This window comes from Aeromonas sp. SCS5 (assembly GCF_001887375.1).
Lineage (GTDB): Bacteria > Pseudomonadota > Gammaproteobacteria > Enterobacterales > Aeromonadaceae > Aeromonas > Aeromonas jandaei.
The window spans coordinates 137,792-160,555 of sequence record NZ_LFCS01000013.1 but is presented as its reverse complement, the minus strand read 5'-3'; the positions used below and the strand labels follow the sequence as shown (position 1 = coordinate 160,555).

Genomic DNA, 22,764 nt, shown 5'->3' with positions numbered 1-22,764 from the left:
GCGGATAATTGCAAAAAGATGGCTTTCGCCGTTCGTTCGCTCACAAAGCCACCAATTGGCATATTAAACCGGCGAAATCAGCTCGCTACAGGCACCGCGATAGCAAAATCAGGCTATCTGCCACGGTTTATCACAGCCCTCTCACTTCTTGCCCTTATCAACATGTCGGTTTTAATTGAACATTTGAAAAGCCAATTTATAATTGTCTTTTCAAATGTTCAATTAAGGTTTCGTCATGCATCAGATCCTGGATAGCCGTAAAGAGGAGAACATTGTTCCTCTGTTCCGCCTCGGGTTTCGGCCTTTCTTCCTGCTCGGCGCCTTGTTCTCAGCATTGGCAATGCTGGGCTGGCTTGGGCAGCTCAATGGCTGGTTCGTCTTGCCGGGGATTGGCAATCCCATCTGGTGGCATGCTCACGAGATGTTGTTTGGCTTCGGAGCAGCAATTGTTGCAGGATTTCTACTGACCGCAGTGCAAAACTGGACCGCTCACCCCGGGGTTAGAAGCTGGCCGCTAGTGCTGATCGTAGTGCTGTGGGCATTGCCGAGAGCTTTGCTACCCTGGCTGGGCGAGCACAATACCTTCTTGATGGCGGCAGACCTGCTCTGGCTGCCGCTTTGCGCTTGGTATCTGGCCAAACCTATCGTGCAGACTAAACAATGGCGCAACCTCTTCTTTGTGCCTCTGCTGGTTGTTCTGACCCTGCTCAACGCTGCCAGCTGGCTGTGGGAGGCACAGTGGGTAGATATGGAACATCTGTTCATTACCGCTGTGCTCTTGTTTACGAACCTCATCGCCGTGATGGGAGGACGAGTCATCCCCTTCTTTACCGCCAGAGCCGCCGGGATGGAAAAAGCTGTTCCTATTCTCTGGCTGGAGCGAGCGGCTCTTGCCACGCTGTGGCTCATCCTGGTGAGCTGGCTGCTGCTACCCACACAGTGGACCACCAGCATTTATATGTTCCCTCTATATATAGTGGCGGCCGTTTTGCATCTGTGGCGCCAGTTGCGTTGGCGACTGCCGTCCACTCTTGGCCAGCCCCTCTTGTGGTCGCTGCACCTCGCCTACCTGTTTATTCCCCTCGGCCTGCTCGCCCTTGGTGCTCTGGCTGCCGGCCTACCCATCAGTCTGTCGCTGGCCAGCCACCTGCTCACTGCCGGCTGCATGGGGACCATGATTCTGGGGATGATAGCCCGGGTCTCCCTTGGTCACAGTGGCCGGGCCTTGCAGGTGGGGCGCAGGATCCAGTACGCGTTCGCGCTGGTGATCATGGCCGCCCTACTCAGGGTCGTGATCCCGCTATTCTGGCCTGCCTATACCCTGCACGGCTGGAACCTGAGCGGCCTGGCCTGGAGTCTGGCGTATGGTCTGTTTGTCTGGGTCTATGCCCCCATACTGACCAGCCCTCGTGCAGATGGGCGACCTGGCTGAGCCACCAGCTCAAGACCTGCTGGCCGGATAGTGGATCAGATTGTGGAAGATAGCCGGGGCCACCCCCTGATTGCGATAGCCATGAGGGCGATCAGCCGCAAAACGCACCGCCTCTCCCTGTGTCAAGGAACGCCACTCTCCCTCCACCAGCACGTCCATCTGGCCGCTGATGACGATGACATGCTCGGTCACTCCGGGCTCATGGGGTTCTGATTCTCGCTGATAACCGGGCAACAGGGTCAGCTCAAACAATTCGAAACCAAAGCGCCTCTCATAAGGGAAGAGAGGGGCGACCTGCATGCCCTCTCCCGCCGGCTGCTGGCGAATAGCATCGGCGGTGCGGTAGAGCACCTCGTTCTGCGCAGCAGGCGCAGGCTCGATGAAACTGGAGAAGGAGACCCGAAAGCCGGTGGCAATCTTCCACAGGGTAGCCACCGTCGGGCTCGACTCCCCCCGTTCAATCTGGCCCAGCATCGCCTTGCTGACACCCGTTTCGCGCGCCGCTACATCCAGACTCCAGCCCAGTTCGCTGCGTAACCCCTTCAGACGTTGGGCCAGATGCTGATTCATCTCTTGCATGACTGCCTCTTTGTTGCGCTTGCTTGAATCGCCTTGTGCGCTATAACGCACAGCGATATAGTCTGAAGCAATATTGTACGCAATAACACACACACCGTCACAATCCCACAAGGACGTCACCATGCCCTTTGCCCTTCCTCATCTGGTCGCCGGCTTCATCGCCGTGATGGTCGGTTATACCAGTTCGGTCATCCTGATCATTCAGGCAGCCACGGCAGCGGGGGCCGATGCTGCCCAGCTCGTGTCCTGGTTATGGACGCTGGGTATCGGCATGGGCATCAGCTGCATCGGCCTCTCCCTCTATTACCGCATCCCCGTCTTGACCGCCTGGTCGACCCCGGGGGCCGCCCTGCTCATCACCAGCCTGGGTAACTTCACCCTGGCCGAGGCCATCGGCGCCTTCATTATCTCTTCCCTGCTGATCACCTTGTGCGGCATCAGCGGCTGGTTCGATCGGCTAATGCGTCATATCCCCGCCCAGCTGGCGGCGGCCATGCTCGCCGGGGTACTGCTCAAATTCGGGCTGGATCTGTTCAAAGTCGCACCGGCAGATCCCATGCTGCTCGGCAGCCTGTTGCTCGCATTCCTGCTCGGCCGCCATCTCTGGCCACGCTATACCATGCTACTGGTGCTGGCGGTCGGCATTCTCATCTGCCTGTTGAGAGGAGAACTGCAGCTTGACACCATTCACTGGCAACTGGCCGGTCCGGTCATGACCTGGCCAGAGTTCTCCCCTGGTGCCCTGTTTGGTATCGCTCTGCCACTGTTCATCGTCACCATGACCTCCCAGAACATGCCGGGCATTACCATTTTACGGGCCCACGGCTATCAACCCGCCACCTCATCTCTCATCACCTGGACCGGCCTGACCGGTCTGCTGCTGGCTCCATTCGGCGGTTACGCCTTCAACCTGGCGGCCATCACCGCTGCCATCTGCATGGGGAAAGAGGTAGATCCGGATGCCAACCGGCGCTGGCCCGCGGCAGTGTGGGCTGGCTGCTTCTATCTGCTGACCGGCTGTTTCGGGGCCACGGTGGCGGCGCTGTTCACAACCTTCCCGGCGACACTGGTGACCTGTGTCGCCGGGCTAGCCCTGCTCGGCACCATCGGCAGCAGCCTGCACACCGCATTGCAACACGATGATACCCGTGAGGCTGCCCTGCTGACCTTCATCATCACAGCTTCCGGGATCAACCTGCTCGGCATCGCTGCCGCCTGCTGGGGACTGCTCATCGGCATGGGGCTCTATGGCATCCAAATTTATCGACAAAGGAATCAATTGGATCGCAAACCGTGAACCATTCCACACTCTCCGTACAAAATAGTTCACAACTGAAACTAATTTTAATCTAGTGGCATCAGGCGGCATCTTCTTCCCAATTTGCCGCCTGTCAGGTTCATATAACGGAGAATAAAAATGAAAAATCAGGCTGTCTTGTTATTACTGGCCATACTGGGCGCCACGAGCGTCCAGGCTGCCGATACAGATCGGGAGCTGGCGCGCCAGCTCGCGCTACAACAGAAGAGTTTGCTGCCTCTGGTGAGCAATCCTCAGTACCAAAGCCCGCTGCCCGAGTTGTTGAAGAAAGCGCCCACCCGCCTTAAACGGCAAGCAACCGATGCCAATCAGGCAGCGATCGCCCGACAAGGGCTCGACGGGGAAGTGAAGCAGTTGATGCAGCTGCGACTGGCCAACCCGGAACAGGCTGCCGCCTTGCAACAGGGGGTTGAACCGCTGGTCGCTTATGTCCCGAGCGGTGATGAGAAGAGCTGGAGTGCCATCGAAGCGTTCGACAGCGCCGGCAATCCGGTCTATCTGGATGTCGACAAGGCACCGGCCCGACCCGTGCTCGTGGTCGAAGCAGATCCGGTGAAAGCCAAAAATGCCGGTCTGCAGGTGATGCGCAAGGCGTTTGCCGCGGCCGATATGCAGGCAGCCCCCCAACCCAAGGCTTCTGCCAGCACTGCACCGCTCAAAACCAGCATCCTGAAAAAGATCAGACTGAAAGATGATCAGGAGCCCTGGCTGCTCGGTGCTGCCGAGGTTTATGCCGTCGTTGCCGGGGTCAACCCCAGTCGGGATGAACCCGTGGTCGATATCGTCGATATGCCCTACCTCGACTATGACAATACCGACTACACCCCCAACCAGATCCTGGTGTACTGGGATCGCTACCGCTGGGGTGCGGTTGATATCGTGATGATGGAGCAGGATGACAACGTCAACTACAAGGAGCTGGCCGACCTGCTGATTGAGGCGCTCAAGCTCGGCTTTACCGCTGGCGGAGTGCCGGAGGGACTCCCCTTCCTCGATCTGGGCGGTCGTATCGTCAAGGCGCTGCCCGACTCCTGGATGACCAACGACGATGACTATCTGGATACCTTCTACACCCTGGAGCAGGACCAGAGTTATCACCAGTATCCGGGAGCGGCAGGCAATGCCGTGATCGATCTCGAGCCGAAAGAGATCGCCCCGACCAGACCCTGACGGGTCGCCATAACAAAAAAGCCAATGAGCAACTCATTGGCTTTTTATCCCTCTGCCGATTACGGCTGACCTTTCGGTCGCACCCCAAGGGTGTGGCAGATGGCATAGGTTAATTCGGATCGGTTCAGGGTATAGAAGTGGAAATCCTTGACCCCCTCCTGACTCAGCACCCGCACCTGATCGATAGCGATACTCGCCCCCACCAGATTACGAGTCATCTGATCGTTCTCCAGCCCTTCAAAACGCTGATGCATCCAGCGCGGGATCTTCACGTTGGTGAAGCCGGCAAACTTGGCCAGGGTCTGGTAGTTGGAGACCGGCAGGATCCCCGGCACGATTTCGGCATCAATACCGATAGCGGCACAACGATCCCGAAAACGCAGATAGGTCTCCACATCGAAGAAGAACTGGGTAATGGCACGGTTGGCACCAGCATCGATCTTGCGCTTGAGGTTGAGCAGGTCCGACTGGGCGCTCTTTGCCTCCGGGTGGCCTTCCGGATAGGCCGCCACCGAGATATCGAAGTCAGCTTCAGCCTTGAGCAGGGCAACCAGATCGGTGGCATACATCTCGGGCTTCTCCAGCCCCTGAGGCAGATCACCACGCAGCGCCACAATATGGCGGATACCGCTGTTCCAGTAGTCGCGGGCAATGGTACGCAACTCGTCGCGGCTGGCATCGATACAGGTCAGGTGGGGCGCGGCAATCAGGCCGGAGCGCTCCTTGATATCCTTGATCACCTTGTGAGTACGGTCCCGGGTACCTGAATTAGCGCCGTAGGTCACGGAGACAAACTTGGGTTCCAGCACTTTCAGTCGCTCAATGGACTGCCAGAGCGTGTTTTCCATCCCTTCGCTGTTGGGGGGGAAAAACTCGAAACTGACCGATATATCGCCATTCAAATCTGCCAGACTCTGGTTGAGCGCTTCAACCTGACGTGCACTGTGAAATCCCATCTGCTCTTCTCCCTGTCCTGCAATCCATCTACGCACGCCAAAACGGATGTTTGGACGTCTAAACGTCTCTATATTTATGAGTAAAGCAATATAAAGTCAACTGTCATTTCACAAACACCGTCAGATGAAACTCATCGTTACAAATTAATCAACGACTAAGCGGAACTCCTCATCCCAAAATTATCCCGAGCGAGTTATGATAGACGACGGATCGTCCTGGACGTTCTGAATCTGCGTGTGATTGTTTGGCCGGAGAATCAATTCTCCGGCCCCTTTTTATCTACTTCTTCCTGCACCTGCCGATAAAAGATTGAATCTTCGCAGGAGCACCATCATGGATACCCACCCTGGCTTTGCCACCGACTTGCTGTTTGATCGCTATCAGGGCGAGGTCACCCGGCACGAGCAGTTCTGGGCAGTGCGCACTCCGGATGCTCCCGACTACTACTTTGGCAACTATCTGCTGCTTGCCTCTCCCCCCAGTGACAGGGATAAAGGATGGCTGGAAGCCGCATTCGATCAGCTGATTGGCCAGGATCCCAGGATCCAGCACCGAACTTTCCAGTGGCCACTGGCCGAAGGGCAGAACAGCCGGGTCGCTGGCTTCGTCACTACCGGATATCAGTATCTGGAGTGCGTTGTTCTGGCACTCGACAAGGATGGCTGGCAAATGTCCGATAGCGCTCTTTCCCATGCCAAAGTACGTGCATTCAAGCCTGCTGACTGGCAGGAGTGGATAGACTTCGAGCTCCATGAGCGGGATGAAGCCCATTCAAAGGAGAGTTATCTCTCCTACCTTCACTCCCGCAGCGAGCTCTATCAGGCGATGATCGCCGATGGCCTGGGTAACTGGTGGGGGGTCTGGCTGGATGAGCAACTAGTTGCCAGTTGCGGTCTCTTCTTTACCGATAAGTTGGGGCGCTTTCAGCTGGTAAGAACCCACCGGAGATGGCGGAATCAGGGGCTCTGCCGCCAGCTGCTGAGCCAGGTTGCTCAACACGGGCTCTCTCGCGTCGAACAGCTGATCATAGTGGCCGACGAGCACTACCACGCACAGCAGATCTACCGCTCGCTTGGTTTCACTCCGGTCGCCCGCATCGGCAGCCTTTGCCGCTGGCCCCATGAACCTCGGTAGAGCAGCAACAAAAACGGGAGGCTGATGCCTCCCGTTCCTTTTACAAACCCCGCTATTGCTGAGGCGCCTCCAGCTCTTTGGAGAGCGCCTGCTCCACCTCATGGGGAGATGCCGGTTGTGGCGCGGCAGCAGACGACGCTGGCTGAGCAGGAGCAACCGATGCCACTGGTGCAGGTGCAGGTGCAGGTGCAGGTGCAGCAGGAGTGTCGGTCGTTGCAGGGGCCGCGGAAACTGCCGCAGCCGGAGCGACTGCATCACACTGACAATCCTGCCCCTTGGCCTTGTTGCCCTGATGGGGGGCATACCACCCCTTGAGGCCATTCTCCAACCGCTCTGCGGCAGCCTTGGGTTCCATCTTGCCGAGCAACACGGCCTGACTCACTTCCGCCAGCTCATCCCCCAACTTGGGAGTACCACGAGAGAGGATCTGGGTCGCCACGCGAATGGTCGAGTCACACTGATCGCGCCACCCCATCATCTCCCTTGCCGCCGGATTGGTGACATCAAAGAAGTGGTTGGAGAGGGAGAAAAATCCCGGCAGCGAGTTGGTATAGAGTTCGGCAAACTGCGGGGTTGTCAGCCACTGCAGGAAAGCCATTGCCCCCTCTTTGTTCTTGCTGGCCGGATTCATCCCCATGCCGATGTCGGTGTGATCGGTAAAGAAGCAGCCGTCACCCTGTTTCGCCACTGGCGGGCGCATTACGCCGAAATCAACCTTGCCGGTAAAAGGGGCAATCTCCCAGGAGCCAGCCACATAGAAAGCGGCCTTGCCGGAGGTAAACAGCTCGTTGCTGGTCGCATAATCACGACTCTCGGCCCCCTCGCCAAGATAGTCGTGCCAGCGAGCCAGCTCGTCGAACACCTTCACATATTGCGGATTGTCGAGCCGTTCCTGCCCGCCAATCAGCGCCAGTCGCCCATCCTCACCCTTCCAGTAATTGGGGCCGATGTTCTGGAAACCCAGTTCGGAGGCAACCCAGCTCTCGGAACCACTCATGGCAAGCGGCACATAGCGGCCATCCGCCTTCACCTTGTCGAGCACAGCAAAGAACTCATCGCGAGTTTGCGGTACAGCCAGCCCCAGCTCGCTGAAAATCTTCTTGTTGTAGAAGAAACCATGGATAACCGACGCCATGGGGACGCAGAAGGTCTGAGCACCGGAGTCCGTCTGCCAGGGCGACTGGGCAAAACTCGGGAAGTTTTCCATTCCCGCCATCTCGGTCAGCTCGGCCAGATGACCCGCCTTGAACAGTGCCAGCGAATCATCAAACGGGCGGCAGGTGATGAGGTCACCGGCCTTGCCCCCTTTCAGATTCTCCCACAGGGTCGGCATGTAGTTGACGTTCTGAACAGGGTGAAAACTTACCTTGATACCGGGATGTGACGCTTCGAATGCCGGAATGATCTTCTGTTCCCACAATGCCTTGTCATCGGTACGCCAGCTCTCTATCACCAACTCACTGGCCATCAACTGGCCACACAACAGGAGACTCAGGGCTCCAATCCACTTTTTAGACATAAGCCCTCCTAGACCTTGAAATGTGCAATCAACTGCTGCTGCTTGGCGACCAGTTCAGCCAGCACTTCGCTGCTGCTGGCCGACTCACGCGCCTCGCGCTCCGTCTCGTACGCCACCTCGGCAATGCCCGAGATATGGCGAGCCACCCCCTGGCTGACCGAGATTTGCTCCTGAGCGGCGTGCGCCACCTGATCCGCCATCGACTTGATGGCACCCATCCGATCGGCGATGGATTGCAGTGCACTGTCCATCTCGCGAGTCTGCTCGACACAGTTCTGGGTCTGCTCCTGACTGCGCCCCATCACTTCGACAACGTGCTTGCTGGAGCTCTGCAGGTTCTCGATCATCGCCTGGATCTCCTCGGTCGACGTCTGGGTGCGATTGGCCAGCGCCCGCACTTCATCAGCGACCACCGCAAAGCCGCGACCGGCATCGCCAGCCCGAGCCGCCTCGATGGCGGCGTTCAGCGCTAGCAGGTTGGTCTGTTCGGCAATGCTGCGGATCACATCGAGAATGCTGCCGATATTGTTGCTGAACTCGCCCAGCTTGTAGGTGATGCCAACGGCCTCCTCCATGGCTCCGGCCAGTTGTTCGGTAATTTGGCGGGTGGTTGCCACTTTCTGGCGGCCACTGCGGGCCTCTTCATCCGCCAGATCCACCTCGCGCTTTGTCCCATCGGTGGAGCGCGCAACCTCGGTCGCACTCACTTCAAGTTCGGTGATGGCAGCAGCGACCTGATCGGTCTGGCTCTTCTGCTCCTGTACCCGCGACATGGCTCGCTCGCTGATCTCGGCCGCCCGGCTCGCCTCATCCACCAGATGGCGGGATCCCGCATTGATCTGGGAGAGCAGCTCCCCAGTCTTGCCCGCCAGCGTATCGATGGAGCGGGAGAGGCTGCCAAACTCGCAACTGCTGCGATAGTTGATGCGGCGGGTCATATCACCGGCCGCCATGTAGCTCAGCTCCTTGTCGATCATCTGCAACGGCCGCTGAATACTGCGGGTGGTGGTATAACCAATCACCAGTGCCGCACCGGCAGAGATGGCAGCTACCACCAGGATCCAGAAACTGGCGCTGGTGACCGCCGCATCGGCATTGACCCGGCTTTCACTGGCAATTGCGCTCGCGGATTTACCCATCTCATCGAGCAGGTTCAGACTGTTGATCAAGCTGGCATCTAGCTGCTGGTTCTGGCTTGCCAGTGACAACTCCAATTGCTGGGCCTGACGCATGGTTGCCAGCAGGCCCTGCGGGCCAAGTGCCAGCTCCTGCATTCGATCCAGATTGGCAACGAAACGGGCTTTCACATCATCAGGCACCAGCACCCGATCCAGCCGCTTGCGGGCCATCTCGATATCCTTGCTCAGCACTTTCTCCAGCTCGTTCAGATCGGTCTTGGCATCGGCACGACGAATGTTCTTCAAATCACGGGCAATACCAGAGGTAATCAGCTCAGCCTTGTTGCGCATGGAGCGTTTGCTGGCCGTCTGTTGCAGCAGCAAGTCGGCAGCCCACTGGTAGGTATCTTCGAGGCGGATAAACGCCATCTCCAGCTTGCGGCGCTGATCCAGCGCACTGACCCATTGACCATGCTGAGCCAGCACCTGATCCGCCAGCGAGTAGAACTGGCGAGTTGCATTTTCGACCTGCTGAAAACGGGCTCGGGCATCCGCCACGTCGGTAAATTTGCCCATCTCCTGACTGAGCTGGGCAAAACGGTTCTGCTGCTCTTTGAACTGGCTGGCCAGCTGTGGCAGCTGATCCCCCTCTTCGCTGGTACGGTAGATCAGCACCCAACGGTTGCTATCCTGCAACGCCCCCTTGAGACCCGCGACGGCGCCAACCAGTGGCGTTGCCCGATCGGATACGGCCGATAAACCCTCGTTGATCCCTTTGATTTTGAAAGTACTGATCACGCCAAGCAGGATCAGCAACAGCAGCATCAACACGAATCCTGCGATGATCCGCTGCACAATAGATAAACCCATGGAGACATCCTCACTCATTGGGGAAAGGTAAAGTGAACATAGTCACTATCGGCGGGGGTGGCTAATTACTGAAACCGGGCTTGGGTATTTAATTGATTTGTATGGGACTGGATCACAATCAGTGGCAATTGCGGGGACAAAAAAGCCCGGCACAAGCCGAGCTGAAAGAGACGTACATTGCTATTTTCTACGGTCCCAGAGCAAGGGGCCGTCAGAATCAAATCATCAGAAGCGGTAACCAACACCCAGCATAAAGACCATCGGGTCAATATGTGTTTTAAAAGTGCCAACGCCATCGACTTTGACATCAGTGTCAATGTCCATAATCCAGGCAGAACCGTTCACAAACCAGCGGTCGGTCACAGCCATATCGATACCAACCTGGCCCGCCAATCCCCATGAGTCATCAAGACTGATATTGGCGCCATCCAGTTTGCCAACGCCCTTCTCGTCAAAGAAGGTGGTGTAGTTGATACCGACACCAACATAAGGACGAACCTTGCTCTTCGTATCACCGAAGTAGTATTGACCCATCAGGGTAGGCGGCAGGTGCTTAACTTTGGCAATTTCACCCAAGCCAGCAGTACTTACCTTATGAGAAAAAGGCGTTGCAGCAAGCAATTCGACACCCCAGTTATCGGTGATCATGTAACCAAGAGTCAAACCCAGCTGAGTATTGTTATTGATTTCAAATTCACCGGTACCCAGTACGTTGTCACTGCTCCCTTGGGGGGAGACAATGGCAGCACCACCACGAACCAGAATGTCGCCAGCCTGGTGGGCCATGGCGAAAGGAGAGGTCACTGCAGCGGCAATCATCAGAGGAAGTAATTTTTTCATCACATAATCCCTTTTTTTGTTTTCATTTGATGCTGTAAGCCTGCTGACTATAGATCCTTGTAAATGCAAAGTTATTGACTTGGAGCAAAGGTTGCACAGAAATAAATTGATTGCGCTGACATCTTTGCGGTTCGTTTCATCCCCCTCTCGGAAAGCCAAAAGCCTCGATAGCGTCGCCTGGATAACAATACCGCTTCGCTTAAGATGCAATTCAATTACACCTTACAAGGGCAATTCCCCTCGGCGCCTTGTTGTTAATCAATGTAAAAAAGCGTATTTTTGCGGCGCACAAGTTATCAGGAAGTAATGTTTTATTTATGAAGAATCAGTCTCGGTGGCAAAAGGTGGGAGCCATACTTGCTGCCATCTGGGGAATAGGTTCCTTTCTCTTTATCCTGTTCGGTTTCATGTTCGCGATAGCCTACCTTGTGCTCGTGCGTCAGGGTTAACCGCGACTCGTTGACATCCACTCGGTTAACAGCAAGCTATGCGCGAGCTGTTCAGCAGATTGACCAACAGCATCATCATGCACTCTCCCCGAATAGCCTCGCCACTGGTTGCGGCCCCCCTGTTTGGCCTGATAGAGCGCCATATCGGCCAGCTTGAAGCTATGGCTCCAGAATGAATCCGGCATCGCACCATGCAGCGGGTAACTGCAATATCCCGCGGAAACCGTCAACCACAGTGGCAGCTCCTCACGGCCAAAACGGTGCTGAGCAATGCGCTGGCAGATGTATTCGACACGCAGGGCCACCTCTTGTTCATCTTCTACCTGCAACAGCAGCAGAAACTCCTCTCCTCCCAACCTGATAAGAGGCTCACTCTCGCCAGCGACCAGTTTGCGCAACAACTCGGCCAGCTGACCCAGCACCAGATCACCGATATCGTGCCCCAGCTCGTCGTTGATCCGTTTGAAGTGATCGAGATCGAGCAGCAGCAATAGGCAAGGGGTCGCAACATGGGATTGCAACCACACATCCAGATAACGTCGGTTAAAACAGCGGGTCAACGGATCGGTGAAAGCGGCCGCTTCCATCCGGTTCGATCTCGCCAGCAGCTGATCATGCTGTTCACTCACCTTGCTGGCCATTTCTCGAAACTTGCCGCTCAGCATGGCCATCTCGACACTGCTGTCGATCTCCGGGATCAAGCCTGCATCCGGTTTATCGCCAAAGCGCTGCAACGCCGCAACCAGCTGCTGCAGGGGCGTCAGTACGATAGCCTTCAAACGGGACATGGCGATGGTGACGCATATGAAGCTGATAACCAGCATGCCAACGAAGGTCCAGAGGGCCCCCTCAAGTACACCGCTCAAAACCGTGCGCTCCTCTTCGATTTGCAGAGTCAGCACAGGGTGACGCTCACTGTTCAACAGGCGAACCTCTCCCCGAAGACGCGCCAGACCCAGATTGGTCAGGCGATAGGTCATTTGTGGCCCCAGCGGCGTAAACGAAGCGGAGAGATCTGTATTGATATGGGTAATGGCCAGCGGCAGAGCGGTGCGATCCGATACCTCGCCAAGATAGCTCTTGTCGAGCCAACGCAAGAGCAGCAAAAAGCCGTTGAACGTGGATGCACCCTTGCTATCCCGAATCGGCTGCCAGGCATACATCAGAGGCCCCCACTGGGAAGAGCGGATCCCGTGCAGATTGCCTCCGCCCAGTGCCAATGACTCCGCCCTCAACTCTCTTTTCAACTCGTCTAGAAAGTAGGGAAACTGATCCGGATTGACACCGGGGGCATCAGGCAGCAGGGTGCGGGTCCAGACCTCATAACCATTGAGATCCATAAAGCTCATCAGGTTGAGGCTGAAGTCCTGCATCGGCATGTCATTGAGCAGATTGGATTCAATGTAAGCGCGCTTCTTGCTGGCCATAAAGCGGTAGCTATCGTCCCAAAGCCCCCAGTCACGACTCAAGGCATTCAGCGAGGCCAGATCGGCCTGTACCACCCTGCTGGCCCGGAGTAAATGCTCCCTCATCCGCTGATCTTCAATGCGGTTGGCGGCTGGCACCTGAGCCCAGGCAACCACGATCAACAGCAACAAGATGGCGCCCAGCCAGACAGGAAACATGGAGTAAGCCAACTGATGATCGATGGTGCGCGAAGCCTGAGCCATAAACCGACATATCCATTGCAGTGATGCTGCGATGCCACGCACCGCCCGAAACCTCCACGCTCCCGATTTTCATCATAAAAAAGGGGCCCAAGGCCCCACGATTATAACGGTTTATCTCTTCAGCAGGGGCCGTAAAAAGCGTGCTGTATGAGACTCTTTATTGGCGCATATCTCCTCCGGCGTCCCCGTCACCAGAATACGGCCGCCACCGGCGCCCCCCTCCGGTCCCAGATCGACGATCCAGTCGGCGGTTTTGATGACGTCCAGATTGTGCTCGATGATGACGATGGTGTTGCCACGATCCCGCAACTGGTGCAGCACCTTGAGCAGCTGCTGGATGTCGTGGAAATGCAGGCCGGTGGTCGGCTCGTCCAGGATGTAGAGGGTCTGACCGGTATCCCGCTTGGAGAGCTCGCGCGCCAGCTTGACCCGCTGCGCCTCACCGCCAGACAAGGTAGTGGCCGACTGGCCGAGGCGGATATAGGAGAGGCCCACATCCATCAGGGTCTGCAGCTTGCGCGCCACAGCCGGCACAGGGTCGAAGAACTCGCGGGCATCTTCCACCGTCATCTCGAGGATTTCGTGGATGTTCTTGCCCTTGTACTTCACCTCCAGCGTCTCGCGGTTGTAGCGCTTGCCCTTGCAGACGTCGCACGGCACGTAGACGTCCGGCAGGAAGTGCATCTCCACCTTGATGACCCCATCCCCCTGACAGGCCTCGCAGCGCCCCCCCTTCACGTTGAAAGAGAATCGGCCCGGCTGGTAGCCGCGCGAGCGCGCCTCCTGGGTGCCGGAGAGCAGCTCGCGGATCGGGGTGAACAGGCCGGTGTAGGTGGCCGGGTTGGAGCGCGGGGTGCGGCCGATGGGGCTTTGATCGATATCCACCACCTTGTCCAGATGCTCCAGCCCCTCCACGCTGCGATAAGGCGCCGGCGTGGATTCGGTGGCCTTGTTGAGCTCGCGGTGGGCGATGCGGAACAGAGTGTCATTGATCAGGGTCGACTTGCCGGAGCCGGAGACGCCGGTGACACAGGTCATCACCCCGATGGGCAGATCCAGGTTGACGTTGCGCAGGTTATTGCCGCTCGCCCCCTTTAGTTTCAGCCACTTGCCAGTGAGCGGAGTGCGCTCGACCGGGATGGCGATCTGCTTGCGACCGGAGAGGTAGTCACCGGTGAGTGACTCGGGATTATTGATGATCTCTTCCGGCGTGCCCTGCGCGACGATGGCCCCGCCGTGCACCCCGGCTCCCGGGCCGATGTCGAGCACATGGTCCGCGAGGCGGATGGCGTCCTCGTCGTGCTCCACCACGATCACCGTGTTGCCGAGATCGCGCAGGTGAGTGAGGGTCTTGAGCAGCCGCTCGTTGTCGCGCTGGTGCAGGCCGATGGAGGGCTCATCCAGCACGTACATCACCCCCACCAGACCGGCACCAATCTGGCTGGCCAGTCGAATGCGTTGCGCTTCGCCGCCTGAGAGAGTCTCGGCACTGCGCGACAGGCTCAGGTAGTTGAGGCCAACGTTTACCAAGAAGCCGAGCCGCTCGACGATCTCTTTGAGGATCTTCTCGGCGATCTGGGCGCGCTGGCCGGTCAGATTCAACCCTTCGAAGAAGGCCAGTGCATCGCCGATGGACTGCTCGGCGATGGCCGGCAGGTTGCGGTTGTCGACGAAGACGTGGCGCGCCTCTTCCCGCAGTCGACTGCCCCCGCAGCTGGTACAGGATTTGTTGGCGATGTATTTGGAGAGCTCTTCACGCACCGAGTTGGACTCGGTCTCCCGGTAGCGCCGCTCCATGTTGTGCAGGATCCCCTCGAACGGGTGCTTGCGCACCACCACGTCGCCGCGATCGTTCATGTAACGGAACTCGATCTCGGTGCGACCGGAGCCGCGCAGGATCACCTCCTGGGTCTTCAGTGGCAGATCCTCCCACGGAGTCTCCAGATCGAACTTGTAGTGCTCGGAGAGGGATTTGAGCATCTGGAAGTAGTAGAAGCTGCGCTTGTCCCAGCCGCGGATAGCGCCGTTGGCCAGGCTGATGGCCGGATCGCCGATCACCTTGGCCGGATCGAAATATTGCTGCACCCCGAGGCCGTCGCAGGTAGGGCAGGCACCGGCCGGGTTGTTGAAGGAGAAGATACGCGGCTCCAACTCCGACATGGAGTAGCCGCACTCCGGGCAGGCGAAGTTGGCGGAAAAGGTCATGGGGGCGACCCCCTCCTCGCCATCCATCGGCACTACCAGTACGATGCCACCGGAGAGGGTCAGCGCCGTCTCGAACGACTCGGCCAAACGCAAGGCCAGATCCTCGCGCACCTTGAAGCGATCCACCACCACCTCGATGGTGTGCTTCTTGTGCAGTTCCAGCGCAGGCGGGTCGGAGAGATCGCACACCTCGCCGTCGATGCGGGCACGGATGTAGCCCTGGGCCGCCAGATTCTCCACCAGCTTGGTGTGTTCCCCCTTGCGATCGCGCACCACCGGGGCCAGCAGCATCAGCTTGCTCCCCTCCGGCTGGGCCAGCACCTGATCCACCATCTGACTGATGGTCTGGGCGGCGAGCGGGATGGCGTGAGTCGGGCAGCGCGGCTCACCGACCCGGGCGAACAGCAGACGCAGGTAGTCGTAGATCTCGGTGATGGTGCCGACGGTCGAGCGCGGGTTATGGGAAGTGGACTTCTGCTCGATGGAGATGGCGGGCGAGAGCCCCTCGATATGGTCGACGTCCGGCTTCTCCATCAGGGAGAGGAACTGGCGGGCATAAGCGGAGAGGGACTCCACATAACGGCGCTGCCCCTCGGCATAGAGGGTATCGAACGCCAGAGAGGATTTGCCCGAACCGGAGAGGCCGGTGACCACGATCAGCTTGTCGCGGGGCAGGGTCAGATTGATGTTCTTGAGGTTGTGGGTGCGAGCACCCCGGACCACGATCTTTTCCATCTTGTTGCACGCTCGATACAGAAACCTGAGCGAGTCAGTATGGCATAGAGACTACTGGATGAATAGACAGGCATTATCTATCGCCGTTATCCTTTTTTACGATGGATAGCCCCCTTCGTCACACCCTGACCAAGGCGGCGAGTTTGCCCACAATCCACACCAGCAAGCGCTCGCCCGCAGAGTGATCAACTGTTACTATTGGGGGCTAAACCTGAATCAGAACATGCGAAACGAGCACTCTGATTGCTGCAACGGTTATAGAAAGACCATGCTGTTCAATATGATAACGACATGGTCATGAAAAAAGCGCGGTAACTTATTTAGTGGGTCCAGGCCTTGCCTGACCGGAATATAAAGGTGGAAGAGAGATTATGGCCAGTCGAGGCATCAATAAAGTCATTCTGATCGGTAACCTCGGGCAAGACCCGGAAGTACGCTACATGCCGAGTGGCGGTGCTGTGACCAACATTACTCTGGCCACCTCTGAAACCTGGCGCGACAAGCAGACCGGTGAGCAGAAAGAGCGCACCGAGTGGCACCGCGTCGTCTTCATGGGCAAACTGGCCGAAGTGGCTGGCGAATACCTGAAGAAAGGCTCCCAGGTCTATGTCGAAGGCAAACTGCAGACTCGCAAATGGCAAGATCAGAGCGGTCAGGAGCGCTACACCACTGAAGTACTGGTCGACAGCTTTACCGGTGTCATGCAGATGCTGGGTGGCCGTCCGCAAGGCGGTCAGGGCATGGGCCAGAACATGGGTGGCCAGCAAGGTGGCTGGGGTCAACCGCAGCAAGCCATGCAGCAACCGATGAACCAGCAGCGTCCGGCCGCAGCTCCGCAGCAAAACATGCAGCAGCAGGGTGGCTACGGCCGTCCGGCACAGCAGCCCCAGTCTGCCCCGCCGGTCTACAACGAGCCGCCGATGGATTTCGACGACGACATCCCCTTCTAAGTCGTCGCAAGATCAAAAAAGCCCTGATTAATCAGGGCTTTTTTATATCCATATCACAGCAGTCACTGTTCTGGAGAAAACCGATTTATTTCCCGTCAGGGATGGATACCAAAAGATTGCTGTTTCGGGGGGAATAATCACGGCATTGTCCGCGGGCCGGAAACATAAAAGCCAGCCCATCACAGGCTGGCTTTGTACTGGCTCCGAAGGAACAGCAGTAAGGGAGCGTTACTTCATTGCGCTGCCGTTTTTCAGTTCTGCTTTCTGACGTTTGGCTTCGCGTTTCTCTTTCAGTGACATCTGCGGTTTTTTCTTGGCATCTTTGCCGTTGTGATGTTCTTTGTTACTCATCATCAAACTCCAAAAATGTTACCCAGACAGTTGGTTCCTCAAGGGAGCCAGCATGTCATCCGAATCATCAACTTCAGTACGCTATATGCGATGGCACCTGACCATCACCAAACCCAGCATACCCCCCATATGCGTCCGGATCCAGCCTCATTCTCCGTCTCATAAACCCCCTGTTCCAGACAAGGGAATAGGGCCGGCATGAAAGACCAAAAAAGAGTTATTCGCATTATTAAATGTTGTTCCACTGATATTCTCAGAACAACCTCATGAAAAATGGACGAATAATATAATCCGGCAGAGAAGGAACTTGCTTATAAATATTAAATGCATTTAAGCGCCACAATTTTAATAAGCATTCTCAATATCACCAGAAACATGAAGTTACAACCCTGAATAGGTTATTCCCGAACAACTCTATATAATGGCCGGCCACATCGGAAAGTCAGCTATTTATTCAGGAAATAGTCTCATGAGCAGAAAAACCAGAGCAGCCATGGTATCGGTCTGTTCCAATATCAGCCTGATCACCATGAAACTAGTAGCCGGATTTGCCAGCGGCTCGGTCAGTATTATCTCGGAGGCCATCCACTCCGCCATGGATCTGGTGGCCGCCCTGATCGCCCTGTTCGCCGTGAAAAAGTCCGATCTGCCTCCCGATGATCGCCACCCCTATGGCCACGACAAGATAGAGAACGTCTCCGGCGTCATCGAAGCACTGCTGATACTGCTCGCCGCGGGCTGGATCATCTTCGAGGCGGTCGACAAGATCCTGCAACCAACCGCCATCGAAAGCATCGGCTGGGGTGTGCTGGTAATGGTCATTTCTGCCCTGGTCAACAGCGGCGTCTCGGCCTACCTCTACAAGGTGGCCCGGGAAGAAGAGTCGGTTGCACTGGCGGCTGACGCACTGCATCTCAAGGCGGATGTGCTCACCTCTGCCGGTGTTGCGGTCGGCCTTGGCGGGATCTGGCTGGCCGGTCTGTTTGGCCACTCTCTCGCCATACTCGACCCGCTGGTCGCCATCGGGGTTGCCCTGTTTATCGTCAGAGAGGCGATCAGCATGCTCAACGAGGCCTTCCAGCCCCTGATCGACGAGAGCATGAGCCCGGAAGAGCTGGCAATGACCAGCCGCATCATCACCGAATGCTGTCCGAGTGCCAGCGGCTTCCACGACCTGCGCAGTCGCCGTGCCGGCCGCCGCCGCCATATCGACTTTCACCTCACCCTGCCGCCCGAGATGAGCATTGGTGAAGCCCACGATATCTGCGACCGGATCGAGCACGCCATCATGGCAGAGCTGCCCCACGCCATCGTGCTGATCCATGTCGAACCGGATGAGGCACTGACAGAAGCGCAGCTCACTCTCAGCTGAAATACGGCAAACTGGCAGGAAAAGGTCGCGAATATCCGGCGAAGTCACACAATCAAGTCTTTGTTCGGCATAACGGCGATTGCATGGGGGCGCGATATGACAACTGTGTTAGGGTGGCTGACACCCTGCCGCAGGAGCGCACCATGAAAAAGCTGGAAATGAAAGATCTGACCGAGGCCGAAAAAGCCGAGATAGCCCTGATGCTGCAAAAGGCGCAAGCCAATGCCGATCACCAGCTGACCAATGGCGAGCGGAACAAGATCCGTGAAGAGGGTCGCCTGAAGATTGTGGCCGACCGCGCCGAAGCGGCCAAGGCAGCCTCCAAGCTGGCGCGGGAGAAAGCCAAAGAACGCGCCAAGAATCAGGCATTGCCGGAAACCTTCAGCTGGATAGATTCGGTCAGCAACAAATTTCGCAGCAAACGCTGAGCAATCCGGATTCTGATGCAAGAGCCGCCTCGCCCTATGCGAGGCTGTTTTTTTTGTGTCTCGCAAGAGACTGATAATCCCCAAACGGGAATGTTATTTTTGATCCCGCCAGGAACCGTCGTTTTACGCCGTTACTTTGCTTGCCACACCATCCCGGGAAAATTATTTCTTCATGGAAAAAGCGCAAAGCATGCGCCTATCCGATTGATATACATCATGTTTGTTTTTTACTGCATCAGGTTAAATTCACGATAAAACGTTAAGAACGAGATAACATTTGCTTTAAAAAAGAGTGCGTGTTCTAATCGTCAGCGATAGTTCGGCAGTTCAGTCCTGATTATGTTAGGCAGTCATTTTAGTAAAGCAGTGATTAGTGCAAGTATTATTTCGATGATGCTTGACGAATAATTCTCCTTCTTTAGTGCTTCCCATACGTATTGCTGACGAAAAATCAAATTTGCCATTTGATGGCATTTCTAACACTAAATTTAAGAGAAATTATTATGTCTAAAGTGACTGGTACCGTTAAGTTCTTCAACTCCGAGAAAGGTTTTGGTTTCATCTCCCCGGTTGATGGCAGCAAAGATGTGTTCGTTCACTTCTCCGCCATCCAGACCCCGGGTTTCAAAACCCTGGACGAAGGTCAGCGCGTTGAGTTCACCATCGAGCAAGGCCAGAAAGGCCCGGCTGCTGCCAACGTAGTAGCTCTGTAATTCACGCCCGGGCAACCGTCCGGTCTGAATGAAAAAACCCGCCAAGGCGGGTTTTTTGCTATCTGCTCACCGCCATCCCCTCCCCGTCCCTCACCAGCTCCGAGCTGTTTTTCGCTGTATCTTATCAATTGAGTCTCCAAACAAGCTTCGAATGGCTTCTCATGCAGAGATCTTGAGGAAAAATTCCAGTTATCCGCTGCTTTTGTCACAGATTCTTGCTATTTTGCGCGCCACCAACGCAAACGATTTCCTTCACACTTTCAGGATTAGTTATGGCAAAGCAAGATATGGCCGCCCAAACAGGGACTGGCGGCTTTCTGGACTCTTATTTTTCCATTTCTGCGCGCGGCAGCAGCGTGCGTCAGGAGCTGGTCGCGGGGCTGACCACCTTCCTGGCGATGGTCTACAGCATCATAGTTGTACCGAACATGCTGGGTGCTGCCGGCTTTGAGCAGGGCCCGGTGTTTGTGGCCACCTGTTTGATCGCCGCCTTCGGCTCCCTGCTGATGGGGCTGTGGGCCAAGCTGCCGATGGCCATCGGTTGCGCCATCTCCCTCACCGCCTTTACCGCGTTCAGTCTGGTACTGGGTCAGGGACTGAGCATTCCGGTTGCCCTGGGCGCCATCTTCCTGATGGGGGTGCTGTTCACCCTGATCAGCGTCACCGGCGTGCGCCAGTGGATCCTGGACAACCTCCCCTCCGGCATCGCCCACGGCACCGGTATCGGTATCGGTCTGTTCCTGCTGCTGATCGCCACCAACGGCGTCGGCATGGTGATCAAGAACGAAGGGGCCGGTCTGCCGGTGCAACTGGGTGAAGTGACCGCCTTCCCGGTCATCATGACGGTGCTGGGTCTGGCCGCCATCTTCGGTCTGGAGCGTCGCAAGGTGCCGGGCGGCATCCTGATGGTGATTATCGCCATCTCCATCCTCGGCCTTATCTTCGACCCGAAAGTAACCTGGCAGGGCTTCTTCGCCATGCCGAGCCTGACTGGCGAGAAGGGCTCTCTGGTAGGCAGCATGGATCTGCTGGGCGCCCTCAATCCGGTGGTGATTCCGACCGTACTGGCGCTGGTGATGACCGCCGTGTTTGACGCCACCGGTACCATCCGTGCCGTGGCCGGTCAGGCAGGCCTTATCAACGAACGTGGCCATATCATCAGCGGCGGCAAGGCCCTGACTGCCGACTCCGTCAGCAGCATGGTGGCAGGCGCCGTCGGTGGCGCTCCGGCTGCCGTCTACATCGAGTCTGCCGCAGGCACCGCGGCCGGTGGCAAGACCGGTCTGACCGCCGCGCTGGTCGGCGTGCTGTTCCTGCTGATGATCTTCCTCTCCCCGCTCAGCTATCTGGTACCGGCTTACGCCACCGCACCGGCCCTGATGTACGTCGGTCTGCTGATGCTGGGCAACGTCACCAAGCTGGACTTCAGCGACTCGGTCGATGCGCTCTCCGGCATGCTGTGTGCCGTCTTCATCGTGCTCACCTGCAACATCGTGACCGGCATCATGCTGGGCTTCGTGGCGCTGGTCATCGGTCGTCTGTTCGCTGCCGAGTGGAAGAAGCTGAACGTCGGTACCGTCATCATCGCCGTGGCGCTGGTGGTCTTCTACGCCGGTGGCTGGGCCATCTAACCTGCCCGCATATTCCGATTGTAGCGAAGGGCCCTGCGGGGCCCTTTTTCATGGCTGTGAGTCAGCTAACAGTTTCCCGCCCGCCAGCCCTGCGCCGTTTCAGATTGAAACATCCATCCCCCTTCTGCTGTTTCAAATCCGAACCAAATCGGCCGTCATTTTTATCCCTTTTTCTGTCGTTAGACTGGCTCCATCAACCATTTGCCCACCCGTGCGGTGGCAAGCCAAGGAGTGAGCCATGAAGAAACTGATCAATGCCGTCGATGCCGTGGTCCGTGAACAACTGATGGGGATGGCAGCCGCCCACCCCGAGCTCAAGGTACGTATCGAACCCCACTACATCACCCGCGCCGACTCCCCCGTGATGGGCAAGGTGGCGCTGGTCTCCGGCGGTGGCAGCGGCCACGAGCCGATGCACGGCGGTCTGGTGGGCAAAGGGATGCTGGATGGCGCCTGCCCCGGCGAGATTTTTACTTCCCCGACCCCGGATCAGATGTACGAGTGCGGTCAGGCCGTTGATGGCGGCGCAGGCGTGCTGTTTCTGGTGAAGAACTACACCGGCGACGTACTCAACTTCGAGACCGCGGTCGAGCTGCTGCATAGCGATGGTGTAAAAGTGGGCTTCGCCCTGATCGATGACGACGTGGCGGTCAAAGACAGCCTCTACACCGCCGGTCGCCGTGGCGTCGCCACGACCGTGCTGTGCGAGAAGCTGGTCGGAGCCGCTGCCGAGGCGGGCTACGATCTGGCGCGCTGCGAGGCGCTGGCCCGTCGCATCAACAACCAGAGCCGTACCATAGGCGTGGCCATGCATGCCTGCACCGTGCCGGCCGCTGGCAAGCCCTCCTTCACTCTGGCGGACAACGAGCTGGAGTTCGGCGTCGGTATCCACGGCGAGCCGGGCATCGAGCGTCGCCCCTTCACCGACCTCAATACCCTGGTGGACGACATGTTCAGCGAGCTTGCTGACAACACCCCCTATGGCCGCACCCTGCGCCACTGGGATCGCACCAGCGGCAGTTGGCAGGAGGAGCACACCTTTATCGAACCGCTCAACAGGGGCGATCGGGTTATCGCGCTGGTCAACAGCCTCGGTGGCACCCCCATCTCCGAGCTCTATGGCGTCTATGGCCGCCTCGCCACCCTGTGCGAAGAGGCGGGCATCCATCTGGTGCGCAACCTGATCGGCCCCTACTGCACCTCCCTCGACATGACCGGCATCTCCATCACCCTGCTCAAGGTGGATGATGAGCTGATGACCCTGTGGGATGCCCCCGTTCACACCCCCGCCCTGCGTCGCGGCTGCTAAGGAGTGCCGATAGC

The 22,764-nt window shown here is 57.3% G+C and carries 19 protein-coding genes; 11 read left to right on the top strand and 8 right to left on the bottom strand.

Annotation, left to right across the window (positions count from 1 at the left end; translation table 11 throughout):
- Both BS300_RS21435 and BS300_RS17205 read left to right on the top strand, forming a co-directional pair.
- On the top strand, window positions 1-255 hold a 255-nt coding region (locus BS300_RS21435), incomplete at its 5' end, for a hypothetical protein (RefSeq protein WP_204378244.1).
- Entirely contained in the window at window positions 236-1,432 is a 1,197-nt protein-coding gene (locus tag BS300_RS17205) for an NnrS family protein (protein WP_071914212.1), read from the top strand. The genes BS300_RS21435 and BS300_RS17205, both read left to right, overlap by 20 nt.
- A gap of 9 nt (window positions 1,433-1,441) precedes the next feature.
- On the opposite strand, the gene BS300_RS17200 is transcribed toward BS300_RS17205, so the two are convergent.
- Window positions 1,442-2,011 (bottom strand): XRE family transcriptional regulator, encoded by a 570-nt coding sequence (locus BS300_RS17200; RefSeq protein WP_071914210.1) that lies wholly within the window; start codon window positions 2,009-2,011, stop codon window positions 1,442-1,444.
- 121 nt (window positions 2,012-2,132) lie between these two features.
- Between BS300_RS17200 and BS300_RS17195 the strand changes: the two genes are divergently transcribed.
- Both BS300_RS17195 and BS300_RS17190 read left to right on the top strand, forming a co-directional pair.
- Complete coding sequence (locus tag BS300_RS17195) at window positions 2,133-3,308, top strand: benzoate/H(+) symporter BenE family transporter (RefSeq protein WP_071914208.1); 1,176 nt, start codon at window positions 2,133-2,135, stop codon at window positions 3,306-3,308.
- Window positions 3,309-3,428: 120 nt separating this feature from the next.
- A complete protein-coding gene (locus tag BS300_RS17190; protein WP_043851630.1) occupies window positions 3,429-4,499 on the top strand; it encodes a DUF3103 family protein in 1,071 nt (356 codons plus the stop codon).
- A gap of 59 nt (window positions 4,500-4,558) precedes the next feature.
- Here BS300_RS17190 and metF read toward each other — a convergent pair whose 3' ends face one another.
- Window positions 4,559-5,455: a methylenetetrahydrofolate reductase gene (metF, locus tag BS300_RS17185; RefSeq protein WP_071914207.1), complete on the bottom strand. Its 897-nt coding sequence runs from the start codon at window positions 5,453-5,455 to the stop codon at window positions 4,559-4,561.
- 334 nt (window positions 5,456-5,789) lie between these two features.
- On the opposite strand from metF, the gene BS300_RS17180 reads away from it, so the two are divergent.
- On the top strand, window positions 5,790-6,590 hold the full coding sequence (locus BS300_RS17180; protein ID WP_071914204.1) for a GNAT family N-acetyltransferase: 801 nt from the start codon (window positions 5,790-5,792) through the stop codon (window positions 6,588-6,590).
- Between the two features lie 52 nt (window positions 6,591-6,642).
- Here the strand turns inward: BS300_RS17180 and BS300_RS17175 are convergent, their stop codons facing one another.
- The 5 genes from BS300_RS17175 to uvrA all read right to left on the bottom strand — a co-directional run bounded on the left by BS300_RS17175 (window position 6,643) and on the right by uvrA (window position 15,996).
- Window positions 6,643-8,109 carry an ABC transporter substrate-binding protein gene (locus BS300_RS17175; RefSeq protein ID WP_071914202.1) on the bottom strand — a complete coding sequence of 489 codons (1,467 nt, stop codon included), beginning with the start codon at window positions 8,107-8,109 and terminating at the stop codon, window positions 6,643-6,645.
- A gap of 8 nt (window positions 8,110-8,117) precedes the next feature.
- A complete protein-coding gene (locus BS300_RS17170) occupies window positions 8,118-10,097 on the bottom strand; it encodes a methyl-accepting chemotaxis protein (protein WP_071914200.1) in 1,980 nt (659 codons plus the stop codon).
- Between the two features lie 225 nt (window positions 10,098-10,322).
- Window positions 10,323-10,937, bottom strand: a complete 615-nt coding sequence (ompW, locus tag BS300_RS17165) for an outer membrane protein OmpW (protein ID WP_071914198.1) — start codon at window positions 10,935-10,937, stop codon at window positions 10,323-10,325.
- Between the two features lie 445 nt (window positions 10,938-11,382).
- A complete protein-coding gene (locus BS300_RS17160; RefSeq protein WP_071914196.1) occupies window positions 11,383-13,056 on the bottom strand; it encodes a diguanylate cyclase in 1,674 nt (557 codons plus the stop codon).
- Between the two features lie 111 nt (window positions 13,057-13,167).
- On the bottom strand, window positions 13,168-15,996 hold the full coding sequence (uvrA, locus tag BS300_RS17155) for an excinuclease ABC subunit UvrA (RefSeq protein ID WP_071914193.1): 2,829 nt from the start codon (window positions 15,994-15,996) through the stop codon (window positions 13,168-13,170).
- Between the two features lie 371 nt (window positions 15,997-16,367).
- Between uvrA and BS300_RS17150 the strand changes: the two genes are divergently transcribed.
- Window positions 16,368-16,946 carry a single-stranded DNA-binding protein gene (locus BS300_RS17150; protein ID WP_033116044.1) on the top strand — a complete coding sequence of 193 codons (579 nt, stop codon included), beginning with the start codon at window positions 16,368-16,370 and terminating at the stop codon, window positions 16,944-16,946.
- 228 nt (window positions 16,947-17,174) lie between these two features.
- On the opposite strand, the gene BS300_RS21555 is transcribed toward BS300_RS17150, so the two are convergent.
- Window positions 17,175-17,297, bottom strand: a complete 123-nt coding sequence (locus tag BS300_RS21555; RefSeq protein WP_005306071.1) for a hypothetical protein — start codon at window positions 17,295-17,297, stop codon at window positions 17,175-17,177.
- A 469-nt stretch (window positions 17,298-17,766) separates the two neighbouring features.
- On the opposite strand from BS300_RS21555, the gene BS300_RS17145 reads away from it, so the two are divergent.
- From BS300_RS17145 to dhaK, 5 genes are all read left to right on the top strand, one after another.
- Entirely contained in the window at window positions 17,767-18,669 is a 903-nt protein-coding gene (locus BS300_RS17145; protein ID WP_071914191.1) for a cation diffusion facilitator family transporter, read from the top strand.
- 143 nt (window positions 18,670-18,812) lie between these two features.
- Window positions 18,813-19,097 (top strand): DUF3811 domain-containing protein, encoded by a 285-nt coding sequence (gene yjbD, locus BS300_RS17140; protein WP_042032196.1) that lies wholly within the window; start codon window positions 18,813-18,815, stop codon window positions 19,095-19,097.
- A 503-nt stretch (window positions 19,098-19,600) separates the two neighbouring features.
- Window positions 19,601-19,810 carry a cold-shock protein gene (locus BS300_RS17135; protein WP_156854046.1) on the top strand — a complete coding sequence of 70 codons (210 nt, stop codon included), beginning with the start codon at window positions 19,601-19,603 and terminating at the stop codon, window positions 19,808-19,810.
- A 272-nt stretch (window positions 19,811-20,082) separates the two neighbouring features.
- The gene (locus tag BS300_RS17130) at window positions 20,083-21,441 is read left to right on the top strand and encodes an NCS2 family permease (protein WP_042032197.1); all 1,359 of its coding nucleotides are present in this window, start codon (window positions 20,083-20,085) and stop codon (window positions 21,439-21,441) included.
- A 238-nt stretch (window positions 21,442-21,679) separates the two neighbouring features.
- The gene (gene dhaK / locus BS300_RS17125; protein WP_071914189.1) at window positions 21,680-22,750 is read left to right on the top strand and encodes a dihydroxyacetone kinase subunit DhaK; all 1,071 of its coding nucleotides are present in this window, start codon (window positions 21,680-21,682) and stop codon (window positions 22,748-22,750) included.
- Window positions 22,751-22,764: the final 14 nt, after the last annotated feature.